Origin of the sequence: Polyangium sp. 6x1, assembly GCF_029946515.1 — a bacterium.
In the GTDB taxonomy this organism is placed as follows: Bacteria; Myxococcota_A; Polyangia; order Polyangiales; family Polyangiaceae; genus Polyangium.
This window is the reverse complement of record NZ_JARZHH010000014.1, coordinates 143,360-167,750: the sequence shown is the minus strand read 5'-3', so window position 1 is coordinate 167,750 and position 24,391 is coordinate 143,360. Positions and strand designations below refer to the sequence as shown.

Annotated in this window: 19 protein-coding genes; 7 read left to right on the top strand and 12 right to left on the bottom strand. The window is 69.6% G+C overall.

The features are described from left to right. Nucleotides 1-31 precede the first annotated feature (31 nt). Nucleotides 32-985: a hypothetical protein gene (locus QHF85_RS16270; protein ID WP_281328100.1), complete on the bottom strand. Its 954-nt coding sequence runs from the start codon at nt 983-985 to the stop codon at nt 32-34. Nucleotides 986-1,138: 153 nt separating this feature from the next. On the opposite strand from QHF85_RS16270, the gene QHF85_RS16265 reads away from it, so the two are divergent. Further along, nucleotides 1,139-1,693, top strand: coding sequence for a hypothetical protein (locus QHF85_RS16265; RefSeq protein ID WP_281328099.1), 555 nt, complete (start codon nt 1,139-1,141; stop codon nt 1,691-1,693). Between the two features lie 417 nt (nt 1,694-2,110). Here QHF85_RS16265 and QHF85_RS16260 read toward each other — a convergent pair whose 3' ends face one another. The 5 genes from QHF85_RS16260 to QHF85_RS16240 all read right to left on the bottom strand — a co-directional run bounded on the left by QHF85_RS16260 (nt 2,111) and on the right by QHF85_RS16240 (nt 9,525). Next, nucleotides 2,111-4,150 carry a S9 family peptidase gene (locus QHF85_RS16260; RefSeq protein WP_281328098.1) on the bottom strand — a complete coding sequence of 680 codons (2,040 nt, stop codon included), beginning with the start codon at nt 4,148-4,150 and terminating at the stop codon, nt 2,111-2,113. Between the two features lie 28 nt (nt 4,151-4,178). After that, nucleotides 4,179-5,144, bottom strand: coding sequence for a PEGA domain-containing protein (locus QHF85_RS16255; RefSeq protein ID WP_281328097.1), 966 nt, complete (start codon nt 5,142-5,144; stop codon nt 4,179-4,181). A gap of 2 nt (nt 5,145-5,146) precedes the next feature. Further along, nucleotides 5,147-6,694 (bottom strand): kelch repeat-containing protein, encoded by a 1,548-nt coding sequence (locus tag QHF85_RS16250; protein WP_281328096.1) that lies wholly within the window; start codon nt 6,692-6,694, stop codon nt 5,147-5,149. Nucleotides 6,695-6,698: 4 nt separating this feature from the next. Continuing rightward, entirely contained in the window at nt 6,699-8,216 is a 1,518-nt protein-coding gene (locus QHF85_RS16245; RefSeq protein ID WP_281328095.1) for a serine/threonine-protein kinase, read from the bottom strand. Between the two features lie 388 nt (nt 8,217-8,604). Then, the gene (locus tag QHF85_RS16240; RefSeq protein ID WP_281328094.1) at nt 8,605-9,525 is read right to left on the bottom strand and encodes a hypothetical protein; all 921 of its coding nucleotides are present in this window, start codon (nt 9,523-9,525) and stop codon (nt 8,605-8,607) included. 198 nt (nt 9,526-9,723) lie between these two features. Between QHF85_RS16240 and QHF85_RS16235 the strand changes: the two genes are divergently transcribed. After that, on the top strand, nt 9,724-10,806 hold the full coding sequence (locus QHF85_RS16235; protein ID WP_281328093.1) for a hypothetical protein: 1,083 nt from the start codon (nt 9,724-9,726) through the stop codon (nt 10,804-10,806). Nucleotides 10,807-10,827: 21 nt separating this feature from the next. On the opposite strand, the gene QHF85_RS16230 is transcribed toward QHF85_RS16235, so the two are convergent. Continuing rightward, nucleotides 10,828-12,255: a protein adenylyltransferase SelO family protein gene (locus tag QHF85_RS16230; protein ID WP_281328092.1), complete on the bottom strand. Its 1,428-nt coding sequence runs from the start codon at nt 12,253-12,255 to the stop codon at nt 10,828-10,830. 166 nt (nt 12,256-12,421) lie between these two features. Here QHF85_RS16230 and QHF85_RS16225 point away from each other — a divergent pair, with 166 nt between their 5' ends. Continuing rightward, entirely contained in the window at nt 12,422-13,972 is a 1,551-nt protein-coding gene (locus tag QHF85_RS16225) for a leucyl aminopeptidase family protein (RefSeq protein WP_281328091.1), read from the top strand. Nucleotides 13,973-14,006: 34 nt separating this feature from the next. Here the strand turns inward: QHF85_RS16225 and QHF85_RS16220 are convergent, their stop codons facing one another. The 3 genes from QHF85_RS16220 to QHF85_RS16210 form a co-directional block, all read right to left on the bottom strand. After that, the gene (locus QHF85_RS16220) at nt 14,007-15,737 is read right to left on the bottom strand and encodes a carboxylesterase family protein (RefSeq protein WP_281328090.1); all 1,731 of its coding nucleotides are present in this window, start codon (nt 15,735-15,737) and stop codon (nt 14,007-14,009) included. Next, complete coding sequence (locus QHF85_RS16215) at nt 15,677-16,783, bottom strand: hypothetical protein (protein WP_281328089.1); 1,107 nt, start codon at nt 16,781-16,783, stop codon at nt 15,677-15,679. Before QHF85_RS16215 ends, QHF85_RS16220 begins: the two co-directional genes overlap by 61 nt. Nucleotides 16,784-16,856: 73 nt before the next feature. Continuing rightward, nucleotides 16,857-17,486, bottom strand: coding sequence for a hypothetical protein (locus QHF85_RS16210; RefSeq protein WP_281328088.1), 630 nt, complete (start codon nt 17,484-17,486; stop codon nt 16,857-16,859). Nucleotides 17,487-17,573: 87 nt separating this feature from the next. On the opposite strand from QHF85_RS16210, the gene QHF85_RS16205 reads away from it, so the two are divergent. Then, complete coding sequence (locus tag QHF85_RS16205; RefSeq protein WP_281328087.1) at nt 17,574-18,089, top strand: GNAT family N-acetyltransferase; 516 nt, start codon at nt 17,574-17,576, stop codon at nt 18,087-18,089. Between the two features lie 11 nt (nt 18,090-18,100). On the opposite strand, the gene QHF85_RS16200 is transcribed toward QHF85_RS16205, so the two are convergent. Next, the gene (locus QHF85_RS16200) at nt 18,101-18,922 is read right to left on the bottom strand and encodes an AAC(3) family N-acetyltransferase (protein ID WP_281328086.1); all 822 of its coding nucleotides are present in this window, start codon (nt 18,920-18,922) and stop codon (nt 18,101-18,103) included. 172 nt (nt 18,923-19,094) lie between these two features. Between QHF85_RS16200 and QHF85_RS16195 the strand changes: the two genes are divergently transcribed. Continuing rightward, nucleotides 19,095-20,426 carry a cytochrome P450 gene (locus QHF85_RS16195; protein ID WP_281328085.1) on the top strand — a complete coding sequence of 444 codons (1,332 nt, stop codon included), beginning with the start codon at nt 19,095-19,097 and terminating at the stop codon, nt 20,424-20,426. Then, the gene (locus tag QHF85_RS16190; protein ID WP_281328084.1) at nt 20,423-21,034 is read left to right on the top strand and encodes a TetR/AcrR family transcriptional regulator; all 612 of its coding nucleotides are present in this window, start codon (nt 20,423-20,425) and stop codon (nt 21,032-21,034) included. Before QHF85_RS16195 ends, QHF85_RS16190 begins: the two co-directional genes overlap by 4 nt. A 10-nt stretch (nt 21,035-21,044) precedes the next feature. Here QHF85_RS16190 and QHF85_RS16185 read toward each other — a convergent pair whose 3' ends face one another. After that, nucleotides 21,045-22,616, bottom strand: coding sequence for a benzoate-CoA ligase family protein (locus QHF85_RS16185; RefSeq protein ID WP_281328083.1), 1,572 nt, complete (start codon nt 22,614-22,616; stop codon nt 21,045-21,047). A gap of 366 nt (nt 22,617-22,982) precedes the next feature. Here QHF85_RS16185 and QHF85_RS16180 point away from each other — a divergent pair, with 366 nt between their 5' ends. Then, nucleotides 22,983-24,317, top strand: coding sequence for a S28 family serine protease (locus QHF85_RS16180; protein ID WP_281328082.1), 1,335 nt, complete (start codon nt 22,983-22,985; stop codon nt 24,315-24,317). Nucleotides 24,318-24,391: the final 74 nt, after the last annotated feature.

The window sequence follows — 24,391 nt, the reverse complement described above, 5'->3', positions numbered from 1 at the left end:
GAGGATTTCTCCGGGTAGCGCGTCGGCGCGCCTAGCGCCACAGGCGCGAGGCGACGATCCCGAGCTCGGCGAACACGGCGAGGGTGGCGCATTGCAACACGAACCTGCTCGTCGAGGAGTTCGGTCTCCCGCGCACGATTCGATGGAGAACGAACATCACCGGCAGGCTCAGGAGGATCCCCACGAAAAAGCCAATCCAGAGCGGCTCACAACACGCCGGGCCGGCGCTGCACACGAGGCTCGATCCTTCCCCGTCCGATTCGACGCAGCCGCTCGGCGCGAGGCCGTAGATGACCATGGGGGTCACGACGAGGCCCAACAATCCAAGGGCACAGCCGGCCGTGGCCGCCTGGGATTGGGTGTCGGCCGGAGGCGCCTCGCCGCTCGCGCGGATGGGAGGCAAGGACGCCGCGAGGCGGGCGAGCGCAGAGGCGATACGCGCGCCGCGCTCTTGATCGGGCGCGGGCCGGGTGAACTCGACGAGATCGAGCGAGATGTTGCCGGCGCTCGTGTCGTCGATGCGGATCGCGTAGCAATTGTCGGCGAGGAGCGAGAGGATCGCGGCACGGGCGTCCGGCGAGGCGAGGACGGCACGGACGAGATCATCGCCAATCAACGTATCAATGAAGACCGCATCGTCGAAGTCCGAGTCGCCCGTCTGGATCTCGCGATCCACGCCGTCCGCCTTGCCCTGCCGATTCGACGCGGTCTCCTTGCGGAGCACGAGCGTCATGGGCCGCGGGACGAGGAGCGGCCCTTCGCGACGGCTATGACGATACCCGGCCTGGACGAAGCGCGGCGTGGCTCCCTTCTCCGAGATGGCCGTCTTCACGTCGAGCGAGTCGGTCGAGCCAGGGCTGAAGCGGACGTGAATGATCCGGCCCTCGTCCTTGACGATGTCGAACTCGTTGGTGTCGGCCGAGACGCTAGCGAGGGCGCGGAGCTGTTCGACGAGCGTCTTGTGGGAGGGATCGATCCGGGTCACGAGCTCCGTTCTACAGGCGTCGGGCGAGGAATTTCAACGATGGGCGCGCGAGCGGGCGCGTCCTCGGCCGGCATCGCTCGTGCAGTGCAAACGAGGCAGGGTGCGCAAGACGGTCCCTCCGGGCCGACGCATTCGTCAGAAAGGGAAAAGACCATGGCCGTGCTCTCGACGTCCGCCTGGGTGCTGCACGATCTCGGGCTCGCCGCCGGCTTCGGTGGCCCGCTGTTCGGCAAGCTCGCGCTGCAACGCGCGGTCCAGGACATCGGCTCCGAGGAGGAGCGAGGACAGGTCCTCCACGACGCCTGGAGCAGCTACAACGTGGTGACCGAGGCGAGCCTCGGCATCGCAGCGCTGACCTGGTTCCTCGGGCGCGCCGCCATCTCGGGGCGATCGATCGACGAGGAGACGCGCAGGCTCGTCCTCGCAAAGGACATCCTGCTCGGCGCCGCCGTCCTGACAGGAGCCGCAAACATCCTGAGCGGTCAAGAACTCGGCAAGCAGGCGCCAGAAGGCGCCGTGCCCGTGCAATCAGGGAACGAGCCGTCAGCCCGGACCCCCGAGAAGGCGAGGGGCCTCCTGCGGTTCGTGAACGTGATGGGCCCCATCAACCTGGCATGCACAGCAGGCGTCATCGGTATCACCGCGATGCTGGCGATGAAGTCGGGGCAGTCGACGAAGTGGAGCTTCCTGTCGCGGCTTTTGCCGTGATGCGCGCGCCTCGCTGGGGCTTTGCCCCAGGCCCCACCAGGGGCTATCCGCCCCTGGACCTGGACCAGCGCAAGCGCTGGACTCGTGGTCGATGAACTGCGCGATGCGCAGTTCATCGAACGGGCCAGGTCGAGACCACGGGCGATCCTGCCAGCCAAGACGGCAGCACGAACGGTTCAACTGGCAAGGCGGTCCCACCGGCCTGTGGGAAGAACTGCGCATCGCGCAGTTCTTCCCCCAAAGGTCCAGGGCTGGCCGTGCAAAGAGCGGGGCGGACAGCTTAAAAAACTTTCCCCGCATCGACTGCGCTTCGCGCAGTCGATGCCCAGAGGTCCAGGGCTGGCCCTGGTTCGGGTCGAGGGGCGAATAGCCCCCGCGGGGCCCGGGGCAGCGCCCCGGCGCGGCGGCTCGAGGCAGCTATTGCGCGGCGGCCTTGGCCTTCACGTGTTTGTCGAGGAACTGGACCATCGCCGGGAATGCGACGAGGCGGTTTTTGCGCTTGGCGATGCCGTGGCCTTCGTCCTCGAAGGTCAGGAGCTCGACGGGCAGACCGCGTTTTTTCACGGCGTCGGCGATCTGGCGTGCTTCGCCGATGGGGACGCGGGGGTCGCGGGTGCCGTGTACGACCATGAGTGGGGCTTTGATGCGGTCGACCTTGTGGATGGGGCTCACGCGGTCGAGGAAGGCGCCGTCCTTTGCCAGCGAGCCGTATTCGGCTTCGCGCAGGGCGCGGCGATAAGGCGCGGTTTGCTCGAGGAAGGTGCGGAAGTTTGCGATGCCTACGATGTCGACGCCGGCGGCCCATTGATCGGGGTAGAGCGTGAGCCCGGCGAGGACCATGTAGCCGCCGTAGCTGCCGCCGAGGAGCGCGATTCGTGTGGGATCGACGTCGGGGCGCGCTGCGATGAACTTGCCGACCTCCGAGAGATCACGGACGGAGTCCTCGCGTTTTTCCTTGTCGTCGAGGTGGGCGAATGACTTTCCGTATCCCGTCGAGCCGCGCACGTTCGGCGTCGCCACTGCATATCCCGCGAGCGCGAGCCATTGCACGAGCGGGTTCCATGTGGGCTGCGCCTGGCCTTCGGGGCCGCCGTGCACGTAGATCAAGACGGGCCGCTTCTCGCCGGCGCTCGGCTTCGTCTGGTAATAGAAAAACGAGACCGCGCGGCCGTCGGAGGTCTTCATCGGGACGAGCTCCGATGGGATGAGCTTCGACGTGTCGATGCCCGCGTGGTGGCTCTTCGTCGCGCGCGTCACTGCGGCGGTTGCGACGTCGACACGGAAGACTTCGGTGGGGAGGTTCGGGCGCTCGACGCCGAGGAAGGCGGCGTCGCCGCTCGGTGCGAGGTCGAGGCTGTTCACGACGCCGCCGAGGTCGGCCTTCTTCTTCGAGACCACCTTCCGCTTCGCGTCGAGCGTCACGATGTGGACCTCCTCCACGCCGTCGACGTTGACCGTCAGCACGGCGATGTCCTCGGGCTGCCCGGCTGCGGCTTTGTCGCTCGTGTAGGCGGGGATCGCGATGTCCTGCACGTCGTGATCGAGCTCGAAGACCGGCGTGACCTTGCCTGTGGTGAGGTCGAGCGCGACGAGCGAGAGGAACTCGCGGCCGCGGTCGGTGAGCACGAGCAAGGACTTGCCGTCGCGCGTGAAGTGCGGTGCGAGCCAGCGCTCGTCGCCCTTGTGCTTCGTGAGGAGCTTTTTCGTCGCGGTCTTCGCGTCAACGACCCAGAGGTCTTGATCGAAGCCGGAGCGGGCCTCGGAGACGATGATGCGATCGCCGTGGAAATCGGCTACGGCGTGGCTGCCCGAGAGCTCGGCGATGGGCTTCTTGCCGAACGTTTCCTTCTTCGCGGGCAGGGCCTCGACGTAGAGGTCCATGTCCTTGCCGTTGCGCGCGTTCGAGGTGAACGCGACGCGCTTGCCGGCCTCGTCGAAGACCGGGAGCGTGTGCTTGACCTTGGGCGCGTCCGTGAGCGCTTGCGCGGCCTCGGGCTTGTCGCCTGCGGCGAGGTCGAGCCAGTGGATCTGATCGTTCTCGTCGCCGCCCTTGTCCTTGAGGAACACGGCGCCTGCGCCGCCGGGCGCGACGCGCAGGCCCGAGACGCGATCCGGGAACTTCGTGAGCTGCACCGGAGCCTGGGGCTCGGCCGTGGGGGCCGCGTCGAGCGAGGCCGAGAAGATCTGCATCGTGCCCGGGGCGTCCGAGAGGAACAGGAATTTTTCACGCCCGAGCGCGCGCGCGCCCGTCGCGCGGTGCACGTCGAGGAGCTGTTCGAGCGTGATGCCCGACGAAGGGCCGGCCTCGGCAGGAGGCTCGGGCGTGGCCTCCGGCGGAGGGGCGAACGTGGGAGGCACGAGGGCGGCCGGAGGGACCGGCACGGGCTTCGGCGGCTCCGGCGAGGCGCAGGAGGCGAGGCCCGTGGCGACGAGGAGGGCGAGTCGCGGAAGGCGCATGCGCGCGATGCTACCAGACGCGGCGCGATCAGAAACGGCCGACGAGGCCGATGCCGGTCGGCGAGACGAACGGCTTCACCGAGACCTCGGGGGGATCGGAAGGATCGGCGGGCGTGTCCGGCGGCTTGCCGAGGAGGAGCATCGCGAGCCCCGCGCCCGCGGCGAGGATGCCGGCGCTGCCGACGATGTCCCCCGCGAGCGCGAGCCTGCGCGCCTGCGCGGCCTCGGGGCCGTCCTGCACGGGGGCGTCGGAAGCCTTTTGAACACCAATCAATCCCACCGTGAGGCCGGACGCGAAGGCGACGGCGCCGCCGGCGAGGAGGAAGATCGGCGCGACGGGTCGCTCGGGCGGGAGCGGCGGCGTGCCTCCGCCGGGCGGTTTCACGGGGCCGGGGCCGGGCCCTTTCGGGACGAGCGGCACGAGCGTCACCGTCACGGCGGACTGTTCGCCCTCGCCGACCTTGGCCTTCGTCGTGGCCTCGCGGAATCCCTGGGCGCGCACGACGATCGTGTGCTCGCCTGGATCGACGATCCGCGGCAAACCGAGCGCCGCTTGCGGGACTTCGGCGCCGTCGACGCGCACGCTGAGCGCCGGCGGCGCGGCGGGGGCGATGTGGATGTCGAGCCGACCGACGCGCCGCTCGAGGGCGGCGATGGCGTCGCGCGCCGGCTGCTCGTAGGGCTTGTTGGCCGCGTTCTGCAGGTCTGCTTCGACGAGGAACGCGCGGAAGCTCTCGAGGGCGTCGACGAGGCGGCCGATCTCGCGGTTCGCGACGCCGAGGCTGTAGAGCGTGAGCGGCGCGCGCTTCAGGGCGAGCGAGCGCGTGTATCGCTCGCGCGCCTCGGCCCAGCGTCCCTCCTGCGCGAGCTTCGCGCCGTCGCGGAAGAGGTCACGCGCGAGGGCCACGTCCGCCGGGCTCTGCGCGTGCGCGAACCCCTGGCAGAGGAGCATCGCGGCGAGGACGAGGGAGGAGACGAAGCGCCTCGGGATCACGGTCAAGGACGGTAGCGCTCCCCCGCGGAGATCAAGGTGCCGTTGTCGAGCCCGCTCCAGAGGATGATCTCCTCGCCCGTCCAGACGGCGACGCCGTACTCGTGATCGGTCATCGAGGGCCAGGGATCGATCGCGGTCCACGACGCGTTCATGACGTCGTACGTGGTGCCGTCGTTCGTGAGCTTCTGCGCGTTGTCGAGACCGCCGGCGAGCACGGCGTGGGTGCCGACGTAGCCCGCGACCCCCGTCCGGCCGAGCGGCGCGGAGCGCCTTCCGTTCGAGGTCTTCGCGCTCCACACGTCGTTCATCGGGTCGTAGATCGCGGCGTCGTCGAAGGCGGCGCCTCCGAGGTCGCGCCCGCCGTAGACGAGCATCGTGCCGTTCATCCACACGGTGAAGGCATCATACCGTGCGGCTGGCGCGTTCTGGGTGGAAAGGCTGCGCCACTTGTTCATCGCGGGATCGTAGCCAAAACCCTCGCTCGTCACGCCGGAGCCGAGGGGGCGGCCGCCGAAGAGGAGCATCTCCGTGCTCGTCCAGACCCAGGCGGTGTTCGTCCGGGCGTTCGGCGCGTTGGCGGTGCTCATCGAGCTCCACTTGTTCATGGCGGGGTCGTAGAGCGCGCCGCCCGCGATGGGGGAGCCGCCGCTGCTGCCGGCCCAGATGAGCACGCGGTTGCCTGCAAAGAACGCGACCGGCGCGCGACGGCCGATGGGCGCGATGGCGACCGAGCTCCACGTGTCGGTCGCGGGATCGTAGAGCTTGCCAGTGTTCAGCGCGGTGGAGCCGTTCGCGGGGCCGCCGCCCCAGACGAGGACACGCTCGCCGGTCCACACCGCGACCGCGTCGACGCGCGGCTCGGGCGCGTCCGTGACGCTGAGGGTCGTCCACGTGTCGGTCTTCGGATCGTAGAGTGCGCCGTCGCCGAGCGCGCCTTGCGCGTTCTGGCCACCCCAGACGAAGAGCTTCGTGCCCGCCCACGCGGCCGCCGCGCGTTGCCGCGGCGAGAGCGCGTTCGTCATGCTCATCGGCACCCAGCCGGGCTGGCAGACGCCGCTCGCGCACATGTGCCCCGCGAGGCAGTCCTTGAAGCACGCGCCGCAGTGCTGCGGGTTCGTGTCGAGGGTCGCGCAGACGTCGCCGCACGGCTCCGTCTGCCCGCTGCACTGGAGGACACACGTGTTCCCGATGCACTCGTGATCCGTGGGGCAGTCCGGCGTCTCGCAGCACGCCGCGCAGCCCATGGCGCCGCAGCAGCGCTCGCCGGCCCCGCAAGCCAGCCCGCAGGTCCCGCAGTGCTCGACGCTCGTCGCGAGATCGGCACACGTGCCGTCGCAACACGCCTCGCTCGCGCTGCACGTGCCGCTGCACGGCGGGGCGCCGCCGCCGCCGCCCCCGTCGTTTCCGTTTCCGCCCGTGCCCGTCGCCGCGGCCCCGCCGGCGTTCGCGAGGGGTTTTTCCGCGAGCTCCGACTCCGCGAGCAGCGAGCACGCGACGGGCGCGATCAGCAGGGGAAGGATCAGCGTGAGCGGCGTGCCGCGAACGTTCATGTGCTCAGAAGTTGGGTTCGGTGGGGACGGGCATGTTCGGGCCTTTGTTGCCGCCGGGGTGCTTCGAGACGTTCGGTGCATTGGTGCCGGGCGCGGTCAATCGCGATGGCCCGTCGCTGCTCGCGCTCGATGCGGGCGCGGCGCTCGAAAGCGGCGCGGCCGAGGGCTGCGCGCCCGGCGAGGACGCCGCCGGGAAGATGGGCTGCGTCGCGCCCTCGTTCGGGAGCGGCGCGGTCAGGGCCGCGGGCGCGCGCGCGCTCCCCGTCGTCTGCGTGGACGCCTCGTCCTGCATGTAGATCCATGCGCCTGCCGAGGCCGCGCCGATCGCGAGCGCGAGCGGACCGATCCACAGCGCGGCCGAGCGTCGCTCGGGCGGACGCGTGGCCGTCGTCGGGTAGATGGCGCCGCTCGTGTCGGGATCACCCTCCGCGTTTTGCGTCGCGGGATCGGCCGCGTCGCCGTCGGGGATCGACGGCAAGCGCGGCGGGACGAGGTCGCGCTCGGAGATCATGCGCGGCCGCGGCGACGAGGGCTGCACGGCGGACATCGGCGGCCTGTCGGAGAGCGGCCGATGCTCCTCGGGTTCGAGCCAGTGGGCGCGGAGCGAGTTGCCCGCGGCGTCGGTCTCCACGCCGTGGCTCTGCGCCCACGCCGCGAGCGCGGCGCCGAGCTCGCGCATCGTCTGCCAGCGATCGTCGGCCTCCTTCAGGAGGCCTCGTTGCACGATCGACCAGAGCTCCTCGTCCTCGATCTCGTGCGCGGCCCAGGGCTCTGGATCGCGGAGCAAGATCGCGCTGATCAGCGCGTTGTAGTTCCCGCCGTCGAAGGGCTTCAGGCCCGTCGTGACCTCGTAGAGCATCACGCAGAACGCCCAGATGTCGGTGCGATGATCGACGTCGCTGCGGCCACACGCTTGCTCGGGCGACATGTAGTGCGGGCTGCCGAGGATCACGCCGGCCTGCGTCGTCGTGCGCACGACCTCCTCGTGGTGCAGCTTCGCGATGCCGAAGTCGACGATCTTGGGCACCACGGCGCCGCGATCGTCGGTCACGAGCAGGACGTTGTCGGGCTTGAGATCACGATGGACGATGCCCTTGCCGTGCGCGGCCGCGAGCGCGCTCGCGACGGGCAGGAGCGTGCGCACGGCGGCCACGGGCGAGAGCCTGCGCCTGCGCGAGATGGTCTGCCCGAGCGACTCGCCGTGCAGGACCTCCATCACGATGAAGGGGTCCTTCTGCTCCGTCGTGCCGAAGTCGAACACGCGCACGATCGACGGGTGCCCGATGCGCGCCGCGGCCCGCGCTTCCTGCAGGAGGCGCTGCGACGCCTCGGCCGTGGCGAAGTCGCGGCGGATGAGCTTGACGGCGACGTCGATGTCGAGCGTGAGGTTTTTCGCGAGCCACACCGCGCCCATGCCGCCTTCGCCGAGCACCTTCGACAGCCGGTACTTCCCGGCGATGACGTCGCCGGCGAGGTAACTCGTGGCGGGCGATGCTTCGATCGGCGTCGATCGCGGCGGCATCGATCGCGGCGCTTCGGAGCGTGGCGCTTCGGAACGTGGCGCTTCGGAACGTGGCGCTTCGGAGCGTGGCGCTTCGGAGCGTGGCGCGTCCTGCGTGTCGGCCATCGAGCGCGCCTGCGAGCGCTCGGGGTTCTCCTCTGCGCCCGTGATCGCGGCTTCGCTCGGCGAGCGAGCGGACGCGGGCGGGTGTTGGGACGAGGGCGGCATGAGGAAGCGAAGGGTACGCCCGAGCCGGGCACGCGGATCCAGCCGAACTATACCGCTCCCGCCGGACTCTCCACAACCCTCGCCGAGATCCGGCTCTACGGGTTCTCCCAAGCGCCCGTGAAGGCGCGGAAATTCGCGCAAGAAGGCGCCAGCCGCGCCCCGGGACGGCGGGCCTCGCCGCTCAGGGCATCAGGCGATCGAGCAAGCCGGCGAGGGAGGCGAGCGCGAACACGAGGCCGAGGGCGTAGAGCGCGAGGAACGTGGCCGGCACCGTTGCTTCGAGCCCCGAGAAGCCGAAGCGCTTCTTGCCGTGCGGCGCGTAGAGCCCCTCCCACTCGCGCGTGAAGACGCGATAGCTGCCGACGAAGCGCCGTCGCTCCATGCGCCGGAGCTGGCGGTAGCGCCAGTCGACGAGGGCTTCGTACTGGAGGATCGTACGCTTCCAGAGGCGGCACGCGAGCATGCCGATCAGGAAGAGCGGGATCGTCACGAACGCGAGGCGGCTGCCCGTGAGCGCGAGGTCCTTGATCAGGAACGCGACGACCGCCGAGAGACCTGCGTTCACCGTGAGGAACGTCTGCGTGGTGCCGCGCCTGCGCTCGACGAGGCGCTCGGTGCTGTCGAAGAGCAGGCGGTACTCGTCGAAGGCGTCCGTGCGCACGGGCGCGTGCGACGCGTCGACCTCGGCGAGGATCTCGTGCACGACGTGGCGCAAGGCGTCCTCGGCCGAACCCTCGTCGAGCTCGGCGAGGCCCCCGCGCGCGGGCAGGATGTCGGCGCGCAGATCGACGAACCCGGCGAGCGCGGCGCGATCGACGGCGACGATCAGGAGCTTGTCGATCACCTTGGTGAGCGCGGGGAGGAGCTCCTCGGGGGCGCCGATCTTGCCGGCGGCGAAGCTGCGATCGACGAGCAGCACGATCGCGGCGGCGGTCTTTGCGGCCCGGCCGAACGAGCGGGCGGGATCGGCGGTGTCCTCCTCGTCGGGCCAGCGCTTCGCGCGGAGGCCGCGCTCTTCGAGGCGCTCAGAGAGGCGTGTGGCGCGGCCGTCCTGGCTCGGGGCAGCGACGACGAGGACCTCGGCCGGCGGTGCGTCGTGCATGATGGCTCGGCGCATCAAACCAAGAGATCGTGTGTTTGAACAGCATTGAATCGTCGTCTGCGCGGGGCGAGGGCAGATGACGGACGTCCGCCGTTCGGATATCGTGTTTCCGGGAAGGCGGACTGCCTGCGCGTGGCGGCTGGGACGCCGTCGGAGCCGGAAGCGAGCCGGCTTTCTTATTCTCCAGGAGGACGAACGATGAGCGGTTGGACGAAGCGCGGCGCGCTCGCAGGAGCGACGATGGGGGCGTTCGTGGCGATCGGTATCGCGTCGTGTGCACTCACGGATTACCAGCCCCCCACCGCGAATACCACCTCGTCGATTGGCGGCGCGGGCGGAACCGGCGGCGAGGGAGGAGCCGGCGGGAGCGGCGGAGCGGGCGCCGCGGGCGGAATGGCGGGGCCCGGAGGCGCGGGCGGCGGCGAGGCCTGCGGCGAAAGCAACAAATGCCTCCCTGGGGTACCCTTCAAGGATGGCTGGATGGGGCCTTACTGGGGCAGGCCGACGAGCTGGCAACAAAACGCGGGGGCATGCCCCAACGGCAAACTCCCCGAGATTGCATACGCGGATCCTGCCAAGGCCGACTGCTTACCGTGCCAGTGCGCGGTCAATCCCGGAGCCGTGTGCGTCGGCGCGGTGCTGTCGTGCTGGGCCGATACGTGCGGGTCGGGAAACCCGACGAACTTCGATAAAGGGTGCATTTCGGGCGAGAGCATGCCGGGCGTCACGCTGGTCGGGACATCGAATTGCCAGGTAACCGGGACCTATCAGATCACGACGGTCAATGGCGAGAAGGCCTGCTCGGCGTCCGGGGGCGCCCTCGTGAACGAAAACGACTGGGAGACGAACGTGCACCTCTGCCCGATCGAGGCCGCCTCCGCTTGCGCCGACGGGGGCGCGTGCGTGACCGCGCCGTCGGGCGCCTACAGCGAGTTCGCGTGCATCAAGAAGGTGGGCGCGGAGGCCGACTGTCCCGCGGGCTGGAATGACCTGTCGAAGGTGGCGTACGATCAATTCGACGATCAGCGCGTTTGCCCGGGTTGCAGCTGCGTCGGAAGCGAACTGCATTGTGATGCCTCGAATGCGTTCAAGAAGGTGGGGCTCGGTTGCGGCGGGGCGGGAAACCCCATCTCCGCTTGCACTTCATTCAACTCGCTCGAAGCGGCGAACATCGTGCCTCCGAAGGTGACGACCGGTGAGGGGTTCTGCCCGCCGGCCCAGCCCCAAGGCGAGGTGCATACGAGCGGACCCACCACGATCTGCTGCCACAAGCTCTTCTGACGATCCCGACGAGCGCCGGCCTCACCCCGCCGGCGCCTTTGCGCCGAGCGCCTCGCCCATGCGACGGATCTTCGCCACCTTCTCCTCGAACGGCTCCCAGTCCTCGTGCGCGTCGATCGCGTGCCAGATCGACTCGATCTCGTCGATGAGCAGCGAGCACGGGGCGTCGCCCTGGAAATACGGGTGCGAGAGCGCGTCGGGACGGGCGGGCGCGTAGAGCTCGAGCAAGCTCCGGAGCGCGTCGAATCGTTCGCCTTGGTAAAACGTTTTCGCCTCGCTCGCCCGGGCGCGCGCCTCGCTCTGGGCGCCGCCGTACCAGTCGAAGAAGAATCGATCGAAGGGGACCTGGCTCTCCTCCAGGAAGAGCTCGATGGCCTCGGTGAGGCTCGCGTCGACGTCCGGATCCGAGGGCGCGAGGCCGAGCCGCGCGAGGAACGCGGCCGCGCGCGCCTCGCGCAGCGCAGGCTCGAACGCGCGCACGGCGGGGGCGAAGGCGGCCGCGGGCGAGACGAGCCGCAAGGCATCGGCGAGGCGCGTCAGGTTGAGCGCCACCGCGCGCGGCTGCTGCCCGAAGGCATACAGGCCGGTGTGATCGAAATAGGCCGCGATGAACGAGGGATCGAGCGTGGGCAGGAACCGGTACGGGCCATAATCGAAGCTCTCGCCCGTGATGTTCATGTTGTCGCTGTTCAGCACGCCGTGGACGAACCCGGCGGCGGTCCACGCCGCGACGAGCCGGGCCGAGCGCCGCGCCACGGCCTCGACGAAGCGGACCGCAGGATCCGGACCGCCGGCCGCCTCGGGCACGTAATGGGCGATGCAGAAATCGAGCAATTTGGACAAACGGTCGGCGTCGCGGTGGTAGGCGTGCCGCTGGAACGTGCCGAAGCGGATATGGCCGTGCGAGAGGCGGACGAGGATGGAGGAGCGGGTGGGCGAGGGTTCGTCGCCCCGGAACAAGGCCTCGTGCGTCTCGAACAGGGAAAACGCCTTCGACGTGGGCACGGAGAGCGCTTCGAGCATCTCCGCCGCGAGCACCTCGCGCACGCCGCCCTTCAGCGTGAGCCGCCCGTCGCCGCCGCGCGAATACGGCGTCGTGCCGCTGCCCTTCGTGCCGAAATCGAGGAGTTTTCCGTCCTCGGGATCCTCGATCTGGGCCAGGACAAACCCGCGGCCGTCGCCGAGGTACGGGTTGTACACGTCGAACTGATGCCCGTGGTATCGCAAGGCGAGCGGCGCGGGCAGGTTCGAGGGCAGGGGTTCGAGGCGCGCGAAATGTCGGTCCCACTCCTCCGCGTCGAGCTCGCCGAGGCCGAGGCGGCTGGCCCAGCGCTGGTTGCGGAAGCGGAGCGTGCGGGTGTGGAATCGCGCCGGCGCGACGACGTCGGCGAAGCCGTCGCCGAGCGAGGAGAAACGAGGCGCGGGGCGGTAGCGAGGGGTGATCGGCATGAGCACGAGGGGTCGGGAGTGGCGCTCGGATCGTCCGAGCGTGGCCTCCCGTCGGCAAACGACAGTCCTAAAGCAGCTCGGCGCCGCTGGCCAGCGTGACCGAGCGGCCCCGGGCATGATGCCCTCGGTTGCGGCGGCTGCCGCGCTTCCTCTAGGATGCGCCCCGATGTCCTCCTACGATCCGCCGTTGCTCCTCGGTCAACCCGAGGAGGCGCTCGCCCAGAGCTCCCTCGAAGGTCTGCCTTTTGATGCCCTCGTCCTCGTCGCGCCCTCGCCGATCAGCACGCGCGCGACGCTCACGGGCCCCGTGGCCGCGGCGCTCGCGTGCGCGCTCAAGGCCGACGCGGGGCTCGATCGAGGCCCGCGGCCCCCCGCGGTGATCGCGGCGCCGGCGCTGCCGGGCGGGCGGCTCGTGGTGGTGCCGATGGGCCCGCTCGGCGAGGACACGGACGACGTGCGCAGCGTGGCGGAGGCCGTGGCCGCAGGGACGAGCCGCGCGGTGGACGCGGGCGCGACGCGGCCTCTCGTGTGGGTGCAAGCGCCTTCCGGGCCGCGGTTCGCCCGCGCGCGCGAGGTGGCGGCGCTCGCGGCGCTCGGCAGCCAGTGGGCGCCGGTGGAGGCGCGCGAGGCGGGCAAGGCGCCGCGCACGGCCGAGGCCGTGGGCATGGTGGGCCTCGACGAGGCGCGGGCCCGGTCGCTCTCGGCGATCGATCACGGGCGCGCGCTTTGCCGCGACATCGCGGGGACGGAGCCGGAGCGCATGGCGCCGCGCCGGATCGCCGAGCTCTGCGAGATCGCGTTCCGCGGCACGGGCGTGGAGGTCGAGGTGGAGCACGACGTGTCGGGGTATCCGCTGCTCGCGGCGGTGGCGCGGGCGTCGATGGGCGTCGAGCGTCACCGGCCGTGCGTCGTGCGGCTCTCGTACACGCCCGAGGCGCCGGCGTCGCGGACGCTCGTGCTCGTGGGCAAGGGCGTCACGTACGACACGGGGGGCGCGGATCTGAAGACGGACGGGCACATGGCCGGCATGTCGCGCGACAAGGGCGGCGCGGGCGCGGTCGCGGGGCTCGTGCTGGCGGCGTCGCTGCTCAAGGTTCCGGTGCGCGTGGTCGGGCTGCTCGGGCTCGTGCGGAACAGCGTGGGCGACGAGTCGTTCGTGAGCGACGAGATCATCCGCGCTCGTTCGGGGGTGCGGGTGCGCATCGGGAACACGGACGCGGAGGGGCGGCTCGTGCTGGCCGATCTCCTGGCCGAGGCGAAGACGATCGCGGAGCGCGCGCCGTCGCCGACGTTGTTCTCGGTCGCGACGCTCACGGGCCACGTGTACCGGGCGTTCGGGCCGTACGTCGGCGCGATCGGCAATGGCCCGGCGCAGCGGGCCGGGACGCTCGAGCTTCTGGATCGGCTGGGCGAGGCGTGGGGCGAGCCGGTGGAGCGATCGCGGCCCCGGCGGGAGGATTATTCGTTTGTGGCGCCGCGATCGAGCGCGGAGGACGTCGTGAGCTCGAACCGATTGGCGTCGGTGAACACGCCGCGCGGGCATCAGTTCCCCTTCGCGTTCCTCGATATCGCGTCGGGCCTGCGGGGCGAGCGGATTCCATTCGTGCACCTCGATATCGGGGGCGTCGTGGTGGATCCGCCGGATTGGCAATTCGGTCGGCCCACGGGGAGCCCGGTGGCGATGCTCACGGCGCTTTTGGGGCAGCCGACCGAATGAAGGGCCACGTTTTGCCTGGGTGAGCCGCTTCGGCTCACCGGAGGCGCGCAGGGCACGGCGCGCCCTCGAACACCGCCTTCCAGAGATCGAGGCGGTCCTTCAGCGGATCGGGCCCGAAGATCACGCCCTGATTCGTGAAATTCAGCACGTCTCTTCGTTTGGGCTCATACGTTCGCCACACGGGGCGACCTTCGCCGTTCGGATTGCCGGTCTTCGCGAAGGCGACCCAGTAGCCGCTCATCGTGCGCGCCATGGCGCGATCCGCGTCGGTCGTCTTGTCCCCCGTGACCACGGAGGGGACATCGAGCGCAAAGGCGACATCGGTTGCATGTGTGGCGCCCGGGACCTGGCCGCGGCGCGACGCTGCGACGTAGGAAAAACGATAAAAATAGGCAGGTTGTCCAGCCCGGACCATGGCTTCGGCCGCATGGCGCGAAGGCTCGACCATCCCCCGGTCGGCATGCACCTCCTGGACGAGTGCGGCGAGCTCGGCATTGCCGCGCGGATCGTAGAGCGTGCGCGCCCGCGCGGCGAGCGGCCCGAAGATGCGGAACAGCTCGTCCTTCGTCTGCGCCGATCCGGTGGCGAGGTCGTGGTCGGTGGCGCCGGAGAGGATCGGGATTTTCGCCTGTCGACCGGCGAGCATGGCTGTTTCGGGGGATTCGACGACGAGGCGACCGTCGCGGATCGCGCCCGCGACGCCGGGCACCTGGGGACCGCCCGACAATTCCCAGATGACGCCATTGCCATCGCTGGCCATCGCGAATGTTTCTGCAGGGATCGAGCGAAGCGCCGCGAGCGCCTCGGCGTCCGCGCCGCGGATCCCCAGGGTCTTCGCGTAATCGACGGCGATCGTCTCGGCGGCCGGGAGCTCCCGGAGCGGCATCGCCGCGGCGCGCGCGGTCGGGAGGCCGGCCGAGTGCAGGATGGCCTGGTGAAAAAGGCCACGCGACATCGGCGAGGTCATCTGCACGAGGACGGAGCCGCCGCCGGCGGAGTCACCGAAAATCGTCACCTTGTTCGGATCTCCGCCGAAGGCAGCGATGTTCCGCTGCACCCAGCGGAGCGCCGCGATCTGATCCATGTAGCCGTAGTTGCCACGCGGCTCGTTCGGCGCCTCGCGCGCGAGCGCCGGGTGCGCGAAAAATCCCAGCCGGCCGAGGCGGTAGTTCAAGGTCACGAGCACGACGCCCTGCCGCGCCAGCCCCTCGCCTGGATACAGCGAAGCGCCTCCCCGGACGAGGGCGCCGCCGTGAATCCAGACCATGACGGGCAAGGCTTTTTCGGCGCGCGCGGCCGGACGGAAGACATTGAGATAAAGGCAATCCTCCGAGACGTTCGGCACGCCGTCGGCCTGCATGCAATTGGAGCGGAAGGCCGATGCATCGAGCACGTCTTTCCAGGGTTTTACGCGCTCGGGCGTCCGCCAGCGGAGGGCGCCGACCGGCGGTGCGGCGAACGGGATGCCTTTCCAGAATTGGACATCGCCCTCCGTTTTGCCGCGGATCTCGCCGCTGTCGATGCGGATCACGGTCGGGCCTTCCGCCGCCGTCGCCGAGCCCTGGGCGCCGCAAAAGAGGGCCATCGCCGCGATGATGGAAGAACCCCGCCTCATGCCCATCCCCCCGCGAAAAGGCCGCGCCGAAAGACGCTCCGCCAAGCGGATGCATGGGCTCACGGTGCCGCGACCGCAAGCCCGAGGGCTCAGGGGGTCTTGTAATGGAATACGCCGCTCGGGGTCGCCAAGTTGGTCGCCGCGACCCACGCCTCGCCGCCGCCGTCCTTTTTCGCGAAATCGACGACCAGCGATTGCACTTCCAGCCCTTCGAGCTCGAGGCTCTGGACGGTCCGCCCCGCGTCCTCGGAGCGAAAGATTCCTTCGCCCCACGTCCCGATCCATACCCGCCGGCCGTCGTGCGGATCCACCGCGAGGACACGGATGTCGCGTATCGGCACCTTGCGCTCTTCCATGCGTCGGCCCGCCTCGCTCACGAAGAGCCGCGACGACATGAATCCACCTTGCACCACGTAATAGGAGCCGCCGCCCGCGTAGACCGACGGAGCCGGGAGCCCGAGGGGCCCGCGATCCTGAAACCGCCGTCCCCCGTCCTCGCTCACGAAGACGTGCGCGCCGACCGCCACGACGCGCATTCCATCCGTGGCGACGCCGGTGATGGATACGCCGTCGATCACCTTGCTCTGGTGGCCGCCGAGCTCCACGCGCACGAGCGCCTTGGAATGAACGACGAAAAACGCATCATCGAGCGCGGCGCCGTCGAGTCCCCGCGCGCTCGGGCTCCATCCGAGCGGGATTTTTTCGAGCGACGTCCCGTCGTAGCCCCACGCGAATTGCCCCTCGACGTCGACGAACCACGCGCGATGCGCCCCCGCGCCGATCACGTGGACCGGGCCCTGGATGCCGCTCACCGGGACGAACGCGCCCTCTTTCCCGAGCGAATGGACGTCTCCGCGGCCCACGCCGAGCACGGGCCCGTGCTCGGGGCGGACCAGCGCGGGATTGTTCCATTCGTCGGTCCCCGCGATCCGTTGCCACGCGCCATACCGCGGCGACACGAGGCGAACGACGGACAGGACGAGCAGCGAGACGTGGAGGAGCGCAAAGCTCGCGACGACGCCGCGTCGCACGTTCGGAGGCGTCGATGCGGGCAGGAGCTCTCGGAGCGCCGCCAGATCGAGGAGGAGGCCCAGCACCGACAAGAGGATGGTCGCCGCGTACATCCCGTTCGCGAACGCGAGGGGCGGGAAGACGAGGAGGAAGATCGACCACACGGCGATCTTCACCAGAGTCACGATTCGAGCAGCCGAGAGCACGCGCGACTTTTAGCAGTCCACACTTGCGCGGCCGAGGACAAAAAGATTTTCTTTACGGGCCCTCGGCGGAGGCGGACGCGGGCGCCTCGCTCCGGCGGTCCACGCGGAGCGGGTAGATGATTTTCGAGGTCTGCTCGCCGCGCGCGGGGCAATTCGCCAGGCGCGGGGGGCGGAAAAACGGCGGGCCTTTTCGAGGCGGCGGCGGCGGCTCTTCGGGGCAGACGACGTCGCTGCCGACCTCGAACGGCTCGAACGTCGTCGCTCCGAGCACGGTGGTGAAACATGCGTCGATGCTTGGATCGGCGCGCGTCGGGAGGTCGTCGCGATCGGCTGTCACGACCTCGATCGTCCCGCGCTCGGGGACGATGCGGGCGACCATGTACACGTGTTCCCCCGGGCGCACGCAGGCGCAAGCAGCGCCGTAGAGCGGGTTCATGAACCGACCGGCGTATGCGGCGGGCAGCCGGAGCACGCTCGCGCCGATCTCGCGCGGCGTCCATTGGAAGGGGCAGCCGGCCGTCGAGACAGGCGCGCGCGGCGTGACGGGCGGGGAGGGGGCTTCGGTCGGGGAGGGCGCCGAGGAGGCTGCGGGCGGCTCGGCCGCGGGCGGGCGTGCTGGCGTGCAGGCGAGCCCCAGGGCCGGGAGCATCATCGAAGCGGCGCGGGCGAGGACACGAAGCATGGGGGAAGGGAGGCCGCGGGGGGCGCGGAGTTCCCGCGTGTGCTTGCAAGACACGCGAGGCGCGGGAGGCGTGATAACGTCCCGGGGGTGACCTCCTTCGTCTTGCGTCCGGCGCGCGCCGAGGACATTCCCGTGCTCGGGATCATCGAGCGCGCCGCGGACGAGCGTTATCGGCAGACCCGCCACGCCGCGTTCCTCGACGGAGAGACCATCCCGCTCGAGGCCGCGCAGCGAGCCGTCGCGGCGGGGCGTATCACCGTCGCCGAGGTCGACGGCGAGGTCGTCGGCTGGCTCCTCGTCGCGCGTGTGGGCGCGGAGCTTTGCCTCGGGCAGGTGAGCGTGTTGCCCTCGCACGGGCGGCGCGGCATTGGCACTGCGCTCTTGCGGGATCTGATCGAGCATGCTCGCGCGGCGGGCGAGCGGACCCTCGTGCTGAACACGCAATCGGATGTCGCGTGGAACATGCCGTGGTATGCGCGCCACGGCTTCGTCGTGGTCCCCGAGGAGCGATGGTCCGCGGAGATGCGCGCCGTGGCCGAGGCGCAAGGCGCAATGGGCATCGACTGGAATTTCCGGGTTCACATGCGCCTCACGCTCGCGTGACGGCCGGAGAATCACCGCGCGAGCGACGCGAACCGGCTTTTCATCCAGGTCACGCCGAACGCCACGAGGTCCGCGGCTTCGACGAGCTCGCTCCGCGCGCGGCCCACGGTCCCCTGGCTCGCGCGGCCGGTGTCCAGGTAGTCCCGCAGGATGAGCGCGAAATAATCCTCGCCGGGCCATTCGACGATGCCGTCGCTGTCGTCGAGACTATCGACATGACGGATGGCTGGTGCCGGGCTCCCGGCGATCCGGCGGTATCGACGTACGCGGCGTTTCTCCGGCAGATCCACGAGATACTCGGCCCAGTGCAGCACGGTGGTGGTATTGAGGTCGGCGCCGAGGCGGAGCACGCGACCGCCGAGCTGGCAGAGCTTTTCGAGCGGCGATCCGGGACCAAAATAATCGTGCCACGGGGGATCACGAACGAGCTCGGCGGCGCGCGCGCCGCGGGCGCCGAATCGGCCCTCCGGATGGTTCGTCACGAGCGTGCCGGGTCGCTGGCGGAGCGCTTCGGCGAGGTAACCGACGTCCGGATCCGCGGGCGTGCGCAGGCTGTCGAAGGGCTCGGCGCTGGCGAGGTGCTGGGCGCGCTCGTCCTCGGGGAGGTCGTTCACCCAGGCCCAGTCGTCGCGCGCGCCGAGAACCATCATCCACGTCCCGCTCGCGCCGACGGCTCGATCGAGGGCGTCGAGGACGCCGCCCGCGCCGCCTTCGACCGGCCCGAGCGCGCGAAGCGAAGCGTGGATCATCAACGTGTCGCCCGCGCGGACGCCGAGCCGTTCCAGGTCTCGCACGAGGTCGGTGGGGCTTTGCGACGAGGGATTCGGGGACATGGGCGGCGGCTGGGGGACGAGGCATATCCTATGACACGAACAGCCCTGTCGGAGCGAAAGCTCGCTCCACGCCGCGCGCTCTCGGCCGTTGTTGTGTGTAGCAGCACGTTTTTGACCCTTGCAGGAAACCGAGGAAACCGATAAAGTTTCCTGAGTTCCCACGGAGGCCACGATGCACACCCTGCCTGCCGGTCCTCGCTTCCCCGCGCTCCAGGCGTTCAAGCTCGCCCGGGACACGAAGGGTTTTTTCCTCGACACCGTCGGTCGTTACGGCGACCCGTTCACGCTCCGGCTCCCCATGGGGGAAGTCGTCGTCACGGGGGATCCCGAGGGGATCCGGGAGATTTTCACCGCGGATCCCTCCCTCTTCACCCCGTTCGCGAAGATCCCGCTCGAGCCAGTGGTCGGCCGGCATTCGATGCTCCTGCTCGACGGCATGCGCCACCGCCGCGAGCGCAAGCTGCTCACGCCGCCCTTTCACGGCGATCGCATGCGCGCCTATGGCGACCTCATGGCCGCCATCACGCTCCGCAAGGCTTCTGAGCTCCCGGCGGGCGCGAGGTTCAAGGCGCAGGATCTCACCCAGGAAATCTCGCTCGAAGTCATCATCGAGGCCGTCTTCGGCGTGCGCGATCCGGCGCGCGTGGCGCAGTTCCGCGAGGTGATCGTCGGTTATATCGAGGCGTACACGCCGTCGCTCATGACGATCGAGCCCCTGCGCCACTCCTTCGGCGGCCTCGGTCCCTGGGCGCGCTTTCAGCGTTTCACCGAGCGCTTCCACGCCCTCATCGCCGAGGAAATCGCGGCCCGGCGCAAGAGCGGCGAGAGCCACGACGACATCTTGAGCCTCCTGCTCTCCGTGCGCGACGAGGAGGGCAACCCCATGTCCGACGAGGAGATCGACGACGAATTGCGCACCATGCTCATCGCCGGCCACGAGACCACCGCCATTGGCATGGCCTGGGCGCTCGACTGGATCCACCGGAGCTCGCGCATTCGCGATCGTCTCCTCGCCGAGATCCGCGAGCTCGGCCCGGCGCCGTCGCCCGAGGCGCTCGTGAAATTGCCTTATCTCTCGGCCGTTTGCGACGAGGCGCTCCGGGTGCATCCGGTGGTCGGCATGGTCTCGCGCAGGCTCCTTGCGCCGTTCACGTTCCGCGGCCGCGAGCTCCCGGCCGGCGCGGCCGTGATGGCGGCGATCATTCTCGTGCACCATAACCCCGCCGTCTACCCCGACGCCGACGTGTTCCGGCCCGAGCGATTCCTGGAGCGCAAATTCACGCCGTTCGAGTATTTGCCGTTCGGCGGAGGCGCGCGGCGTTGCCTCGGGGCGGCGTTCGCGCTCTACGAGATGAAGATCGTGCTCGGCACGCTCCTCGCGTCGCACCGCTTCCAGGTGCTCTCCGCCGAGCCGCCGCGCGTCGTGCGGCGCAACGTGACGCTCGGTCCGTCCGAGGGCGCGCCGCTCCGGTACCTCGGGCCCGTGCAGCGGGCCGTCTCGTGACGGCCGAGGCGGAGGCGCGTGGCCGGATCCTCGCCGTCGCGCGACGGCTCTTTTTCGCGCACGGGTTCGGCCGCGTCACCATGGACGAGATCGCCTCCGAGCTCGCCATGAGCAAAAAGACGCTCTATCGCCATTTCGCGAGCAAGGAGGATCTCTGCGAGGCCGTCATCGACGCGGCGTTCACCGCGATCGACGCCGAGCTCGCGGCCGCGCTCGACGACGTGAGACTGGGCTTCGAGGACAAGCTCGATCGCTTCATGCGCATCGTCGCGGCGGGCTACGAAGAGGCGCGCGGGCCGCTGCTCACCGATCTGCATCGCGACGCGCCTTCGCTCTGGGCCCGCGTCGACGCGTGGCGGAGCAAGGTCGTCCACACGCGCACGCGCGCGCTCTTCGCCGCGGGCAAACGCGCGGGCGTCTTCCGGCCCGACGTCCCCGAGGACCTCGTCGTCCGCCTCGTGATCGGCAATGCGCAGAACATCCTCCGACCCGACGTCCTCGCCGCGCTCGGGCTGAGCTTCCCCGAGGCGTTCGCCCATTGCAAGGCCGTGCTGCTCGACGGGGTCCGCGCGCGGCCTTGCAATGGCGGGCGCGGCGCGGCCCATTGATGCAACGTTCTCACCCTTCCCGCAGCTTGAACCGCTGGATCTTCCCCGTCGCCGTCTTCGGCAGCTCGCGCACGAACTCGATCCAGCGCGGGTATTTGTAGGGGGCGAGCCGCCCCTTCACGAAATCCTTCAGCGCATCCGCGAGCGCCGGCGAGGCTTCGTCCGGCCGCTTGAGCACGACGAAGGCCTTCGGCTTGACGAGCTTCGCCTCGTCGGCGTGGCCCACGACGGCGGCTTCGAGCACGGCCTCGTGGGCGGCGAGGGCGCTCTCGACCTCGAAGGGCGAGACCCAGATCCCCGAGACCTTGAGCATGTCGTCGCTGCGCCCCGCGTACGTGAAATAGCCGTCCGCGTCGCGCACGTACCGGTCGCCCGTCCGCGTCCAGGCGCCGTGGAACGTGTCGAGGCTCTTCTGTCGCTGGTTCCAGTAGGCCACGCAGCTCGACGGCCCGCGCACCCAGAGCGAGCCGTCCTCGCCGTCGGGCACGGGCTCGCCGGCGTCGTCGACGAGCTTCACGTCATAACCGGGGACGGGTCGGCCCGAGGTGCCGTAACGCACGTCGCCGGGGCGATTGCTCATGAAGATGTGCAGCATCTCGGTGGAGCCGATCCCGTCGAGGATGTGCGCCCCGAAGCGCAGAAACCATTTCTCGCCGATCTCCCTGGGCAATGCCTCGCCCGCAGAGACGCAGACGCGGAGGCGATCGGAGCCGGTCTCGCGGTTGTTCCTGGGATCGGCGAGGATCGAGGCGTAGAGCGTGGGGACGCCGTAGAAGAGGGTCGGCCGTTTTTCGCGGAGCACGCGCATCACGGTGTCGGGCGTCGCCCGGTCGGGCTGGTAGACGGCCGTCGCGCCGACGTGGAAGGGGAACGTGAGCCCATTGCCGAGTCCGTACGCGAAAAACGATTTCGCCGCCGAGAAGACCACGTCGGAGGGCTCGATCCCGAGGACGCGCTCGCCATACAGCACGGCGGTCTGCTGGAGGTGGGAATGCAGGTGCACCGCGCCTTTCGGTCGTCCGGTCGATCCGGACGAGTAGAGCCAGAAGGCCACGTCGTCCGGCGACGTTGGCGCCGCCGCGAGCGTGGGCTCGGCGGCGCGGAGGAGGCTCTCGAGGCGCGCGTGCCTTCCGGGGCCCTCGTCTTCCGCGCCCACGAGCACGACGTGCTCGACGAAGCGCGCCTTTTCGAGGATCGACGCGAATTTCGGGTAGAGCAGGGACGAGACGACGAGCACGCGGGCGCGGCTGTCGTCGAGGAGGTAGGCGTAATCGTCGGGCTGGAGGAGCGTGTTCACGGGCACCGGGACGGCGCCGATCTTCATCGCTCCGAAGAACACGCTCGGAAAATCGCGGCCGTCGAGCAAGCAAAGGAGGACCCGCTCCTCCATGCGGACGCCGAGGCCCCGGAGCGCGTTTCCCGCGCGGTTCACGCGCTCGGCGAGCTCCCCGTAGGTCACGGTGCCCTGGGGGTCGATGATCGCGGCCTTGTCGCCGCGCCCCTCGCTGAGGTGCCTGTCGACGAAATGCTCGGCTGCGTTGTAGGCGCGCGGGAACGTGAGGGCAGGGGAGGGCGCGGACATCGTGCCGGGAGCGTACCACAGGTGGCGCCCCGCTTGCTCGTCGGCGCATGCGCTGCGTCAGAGCCGGCGCGCGCGCCCTGCGATTGCACGAATCGCGCAATGTCGACGGGCGGATTGCGCAATTCGCGCAAGCCGGTTGCTCGACCTGTGCGCATGGCCCGGGACCCTCCCGTGCGCCTGCCGCTCCGTGACGCGTGGCGATGTGCGGGCCCCCAGGCACGCCGATTGCCAAAGTGAAAAAGCATGAACATCCGCCCATTTCGTAACTTTCCTCTGGCCTCGATCCTCCTTGCCTTCGGAGTTGCCGCGTGTGGCAACGGAGGTGGCGCTGCTCTGGACGAGCCCGTCGCCGAGGCGCAGGCAGCCGTGAACGACGAGGTCCTCGCCGCGCTCGCGACGATCCCCGGGCTCACGGTGGACAGCGAGAAACCCTCGAACATCCCGGGCACGCGTTTCTTCGTGCTTCGATTTGATCAGCCCGTGGATCATCACAATCCGAACGGCCCGCGCTTCACCCAGAAAATCGCCCTCCTGCACCGCTCCTTCGACGGGCCCACGTCGTTCATGCCCAGCGGGTATGCCGTCAACACGCGGAAGGCGACCGAATGGGAGGTCACGAGGATGCTCCAGGGCAATCAGCTCTACGTCGAGCACCGCTACTATGGCGAATCCGTGCCCCCGGGCCCGCCGTACGAGCACCTCGATATCGAGCAGGCCGCGGGCGATCACCACCGGATCGTGCAGGCGTTCCGGCCCGTCTATACCGGCCGCTGGATCTCCGGCGCCAGCAGCAAGGGCGGCATGACCTCGATCTATCATCGCTACTACCACCCGGACGACGTGGACGGCACGGTCGCCTACGTGTCGCCGTCCACCTATTCGGCCAGCGATCCGCGGTACGTCACCTTCCTCCGTCAGGTGGGGGACCCGACGATGCGGGCGAGGTTGACCGCATACCAGCGCGCGCTTTTGACCCGGCGTGAGCAGATCGTGCCGATGATGGTGGCGGAAATGGCCGAGTGGGGCCTCACGTACGACATCGTGGGGGCCGACCGGGCCTTCGAATTCGGCGTCCTCGAGGCCTCGTTCTTCTACTGGCAGTTCTGCCCCGTGGACTTCTGCGAACCTCATCTTCCGGCGCCGAACGCGAGCGACGAGGAGCTGCTTCATTTCTACATCGACTACCTCGGCGCCCCGTTCAACTACGACGACGAGACCATCAACGTCTACTACGGGCCCTATTTCTACCAGTCGGCCACCCAGCTCGGCCACCCGCGTTTCGATGAGGCTCCCTTGATGGACTTGCTGCGATATCCGGGGCAGGACAAGGCGGAAAACCTCACGCCCGTGCCCGTGACGATCCCGTTCTCCCACGGGCTCATGGCGCGGATCGAAGCGCGGACGAGGTCGCACGGCGAGCGGATGCTCTTCATCTATGGAGAGAACGATCCTTGGAGCACCAACCCGTTCGACGCCCGGGCGAAGAACGACACCTTCCGGTACTTCGTGCCTGACGGGCACCACGGCGTGCACATCGAAGATCTCCCCGAGGACGATCGATTGCACGCGACGAGCCGCATCTTCGATTGGGCCGACGTGCCCTTCGACCCGTCGGCTGCCCGAACGGCCGCGCCGCTGCTCGCGCCGGAGGTCGAGGAAGACGAGGGTCCGGGGCTCCGCTTCCGCTTGCCGCCGCGCTGAGGACGTTTGTCGCGCCCTCGAGGCGCGCGCACGCTCGCCCGGGGGTTGCCTTCGCGCCCGCGCGGGGCGATCCT

Bases quoted from the DNA above. Each gene is read 5' to 3' on its own strand.
- QHF85_RS16265 (WP_281328099.1), top strand. From the start codon at position 1,139: ATGGCCGTGCTCTCGACGTCCGCCTGGGTGCTGCACGATCTCGGGCTC.
- QHF85_RS16260 (WP_281328098.1), bottom strand. From the start codon at position 4,150: ATGCGCCTTCCGCGACTCGCCCTCCTCGTCGCCACGGGCCTCGCCTCC.
- QHF85_RS16250 (WP_281328096.1), bottom strand. From the start codon at position 6,694: ATGAACGTTCGCGGCACGCCGCTCACGCTGATCCTTCCCCTGCTGATC.
- QHF85_RS16245 (WP_281328095.1), bottom strand. From the start codon at position 8,216: ATGCCGCCGCGATCGACGCCGATCGAAGCATCGCCCGCCACGAGTTAC.
- QHF85_RS16240 (WP_281328094.1), bottom strand. From the start codon at position 9,525: ATGCACGACGCACCGCCGGCCGAGGTCCTCGTCGTCGCTGCCCCGAGC.
- QHF85_RS16235 (WP_281328093.1), top strand. From the start codon at position 9,724: ATGAGCGGTTGGACGAAGCGCGGCGCGCTCGCAGGAGCGACGATGGGG.
- QHF85_RS16230 (WP_281328092.1), bottom strand. From the start codon at position 12,255: ATGCCGATCACCCCTCGCTACCGCCCCGCGCCTCGTTTCTCCTCGCTC.
- QHF85_RS16225 (WP_281328091.1), top strand. From the start codon at position 12,422: ATGTCCTCCTACGATCCGCCGTTGCTCCTCGGTCAACCCGAGGAGGCG.
- QHF85_RS16210 (WP_281328088.1), bottom strand. From the start codon at position 17,486: ATGCTTCGTGTCCTCGCCCGCGCCGCTTCGATGATGCTCCCGGCCCTG.
- QHF85_RS16200 (WP_281328086.1), bottom strand. From the start codon at position 18,922: ATGTCCCCGAATCCCTCGTCGCAAAGCCCCACCGACCTCGTGCGAGAC.
- QHF85_RS16195 (WP_281328085.1), top strand. From the start codon at position 19,095: ATGCACACCCTGCCTGCCGGTCCTCGCTTCCCCGCGCTCCAGGCGTTC.
- QHF85_RS16185 (WP_281328083.1), bottom strand. From the start codon at position 22,616: ATGTCCGCGCCCTCCCCTGCCCTCACGTTCCCGCGCGCCTACAACGCA.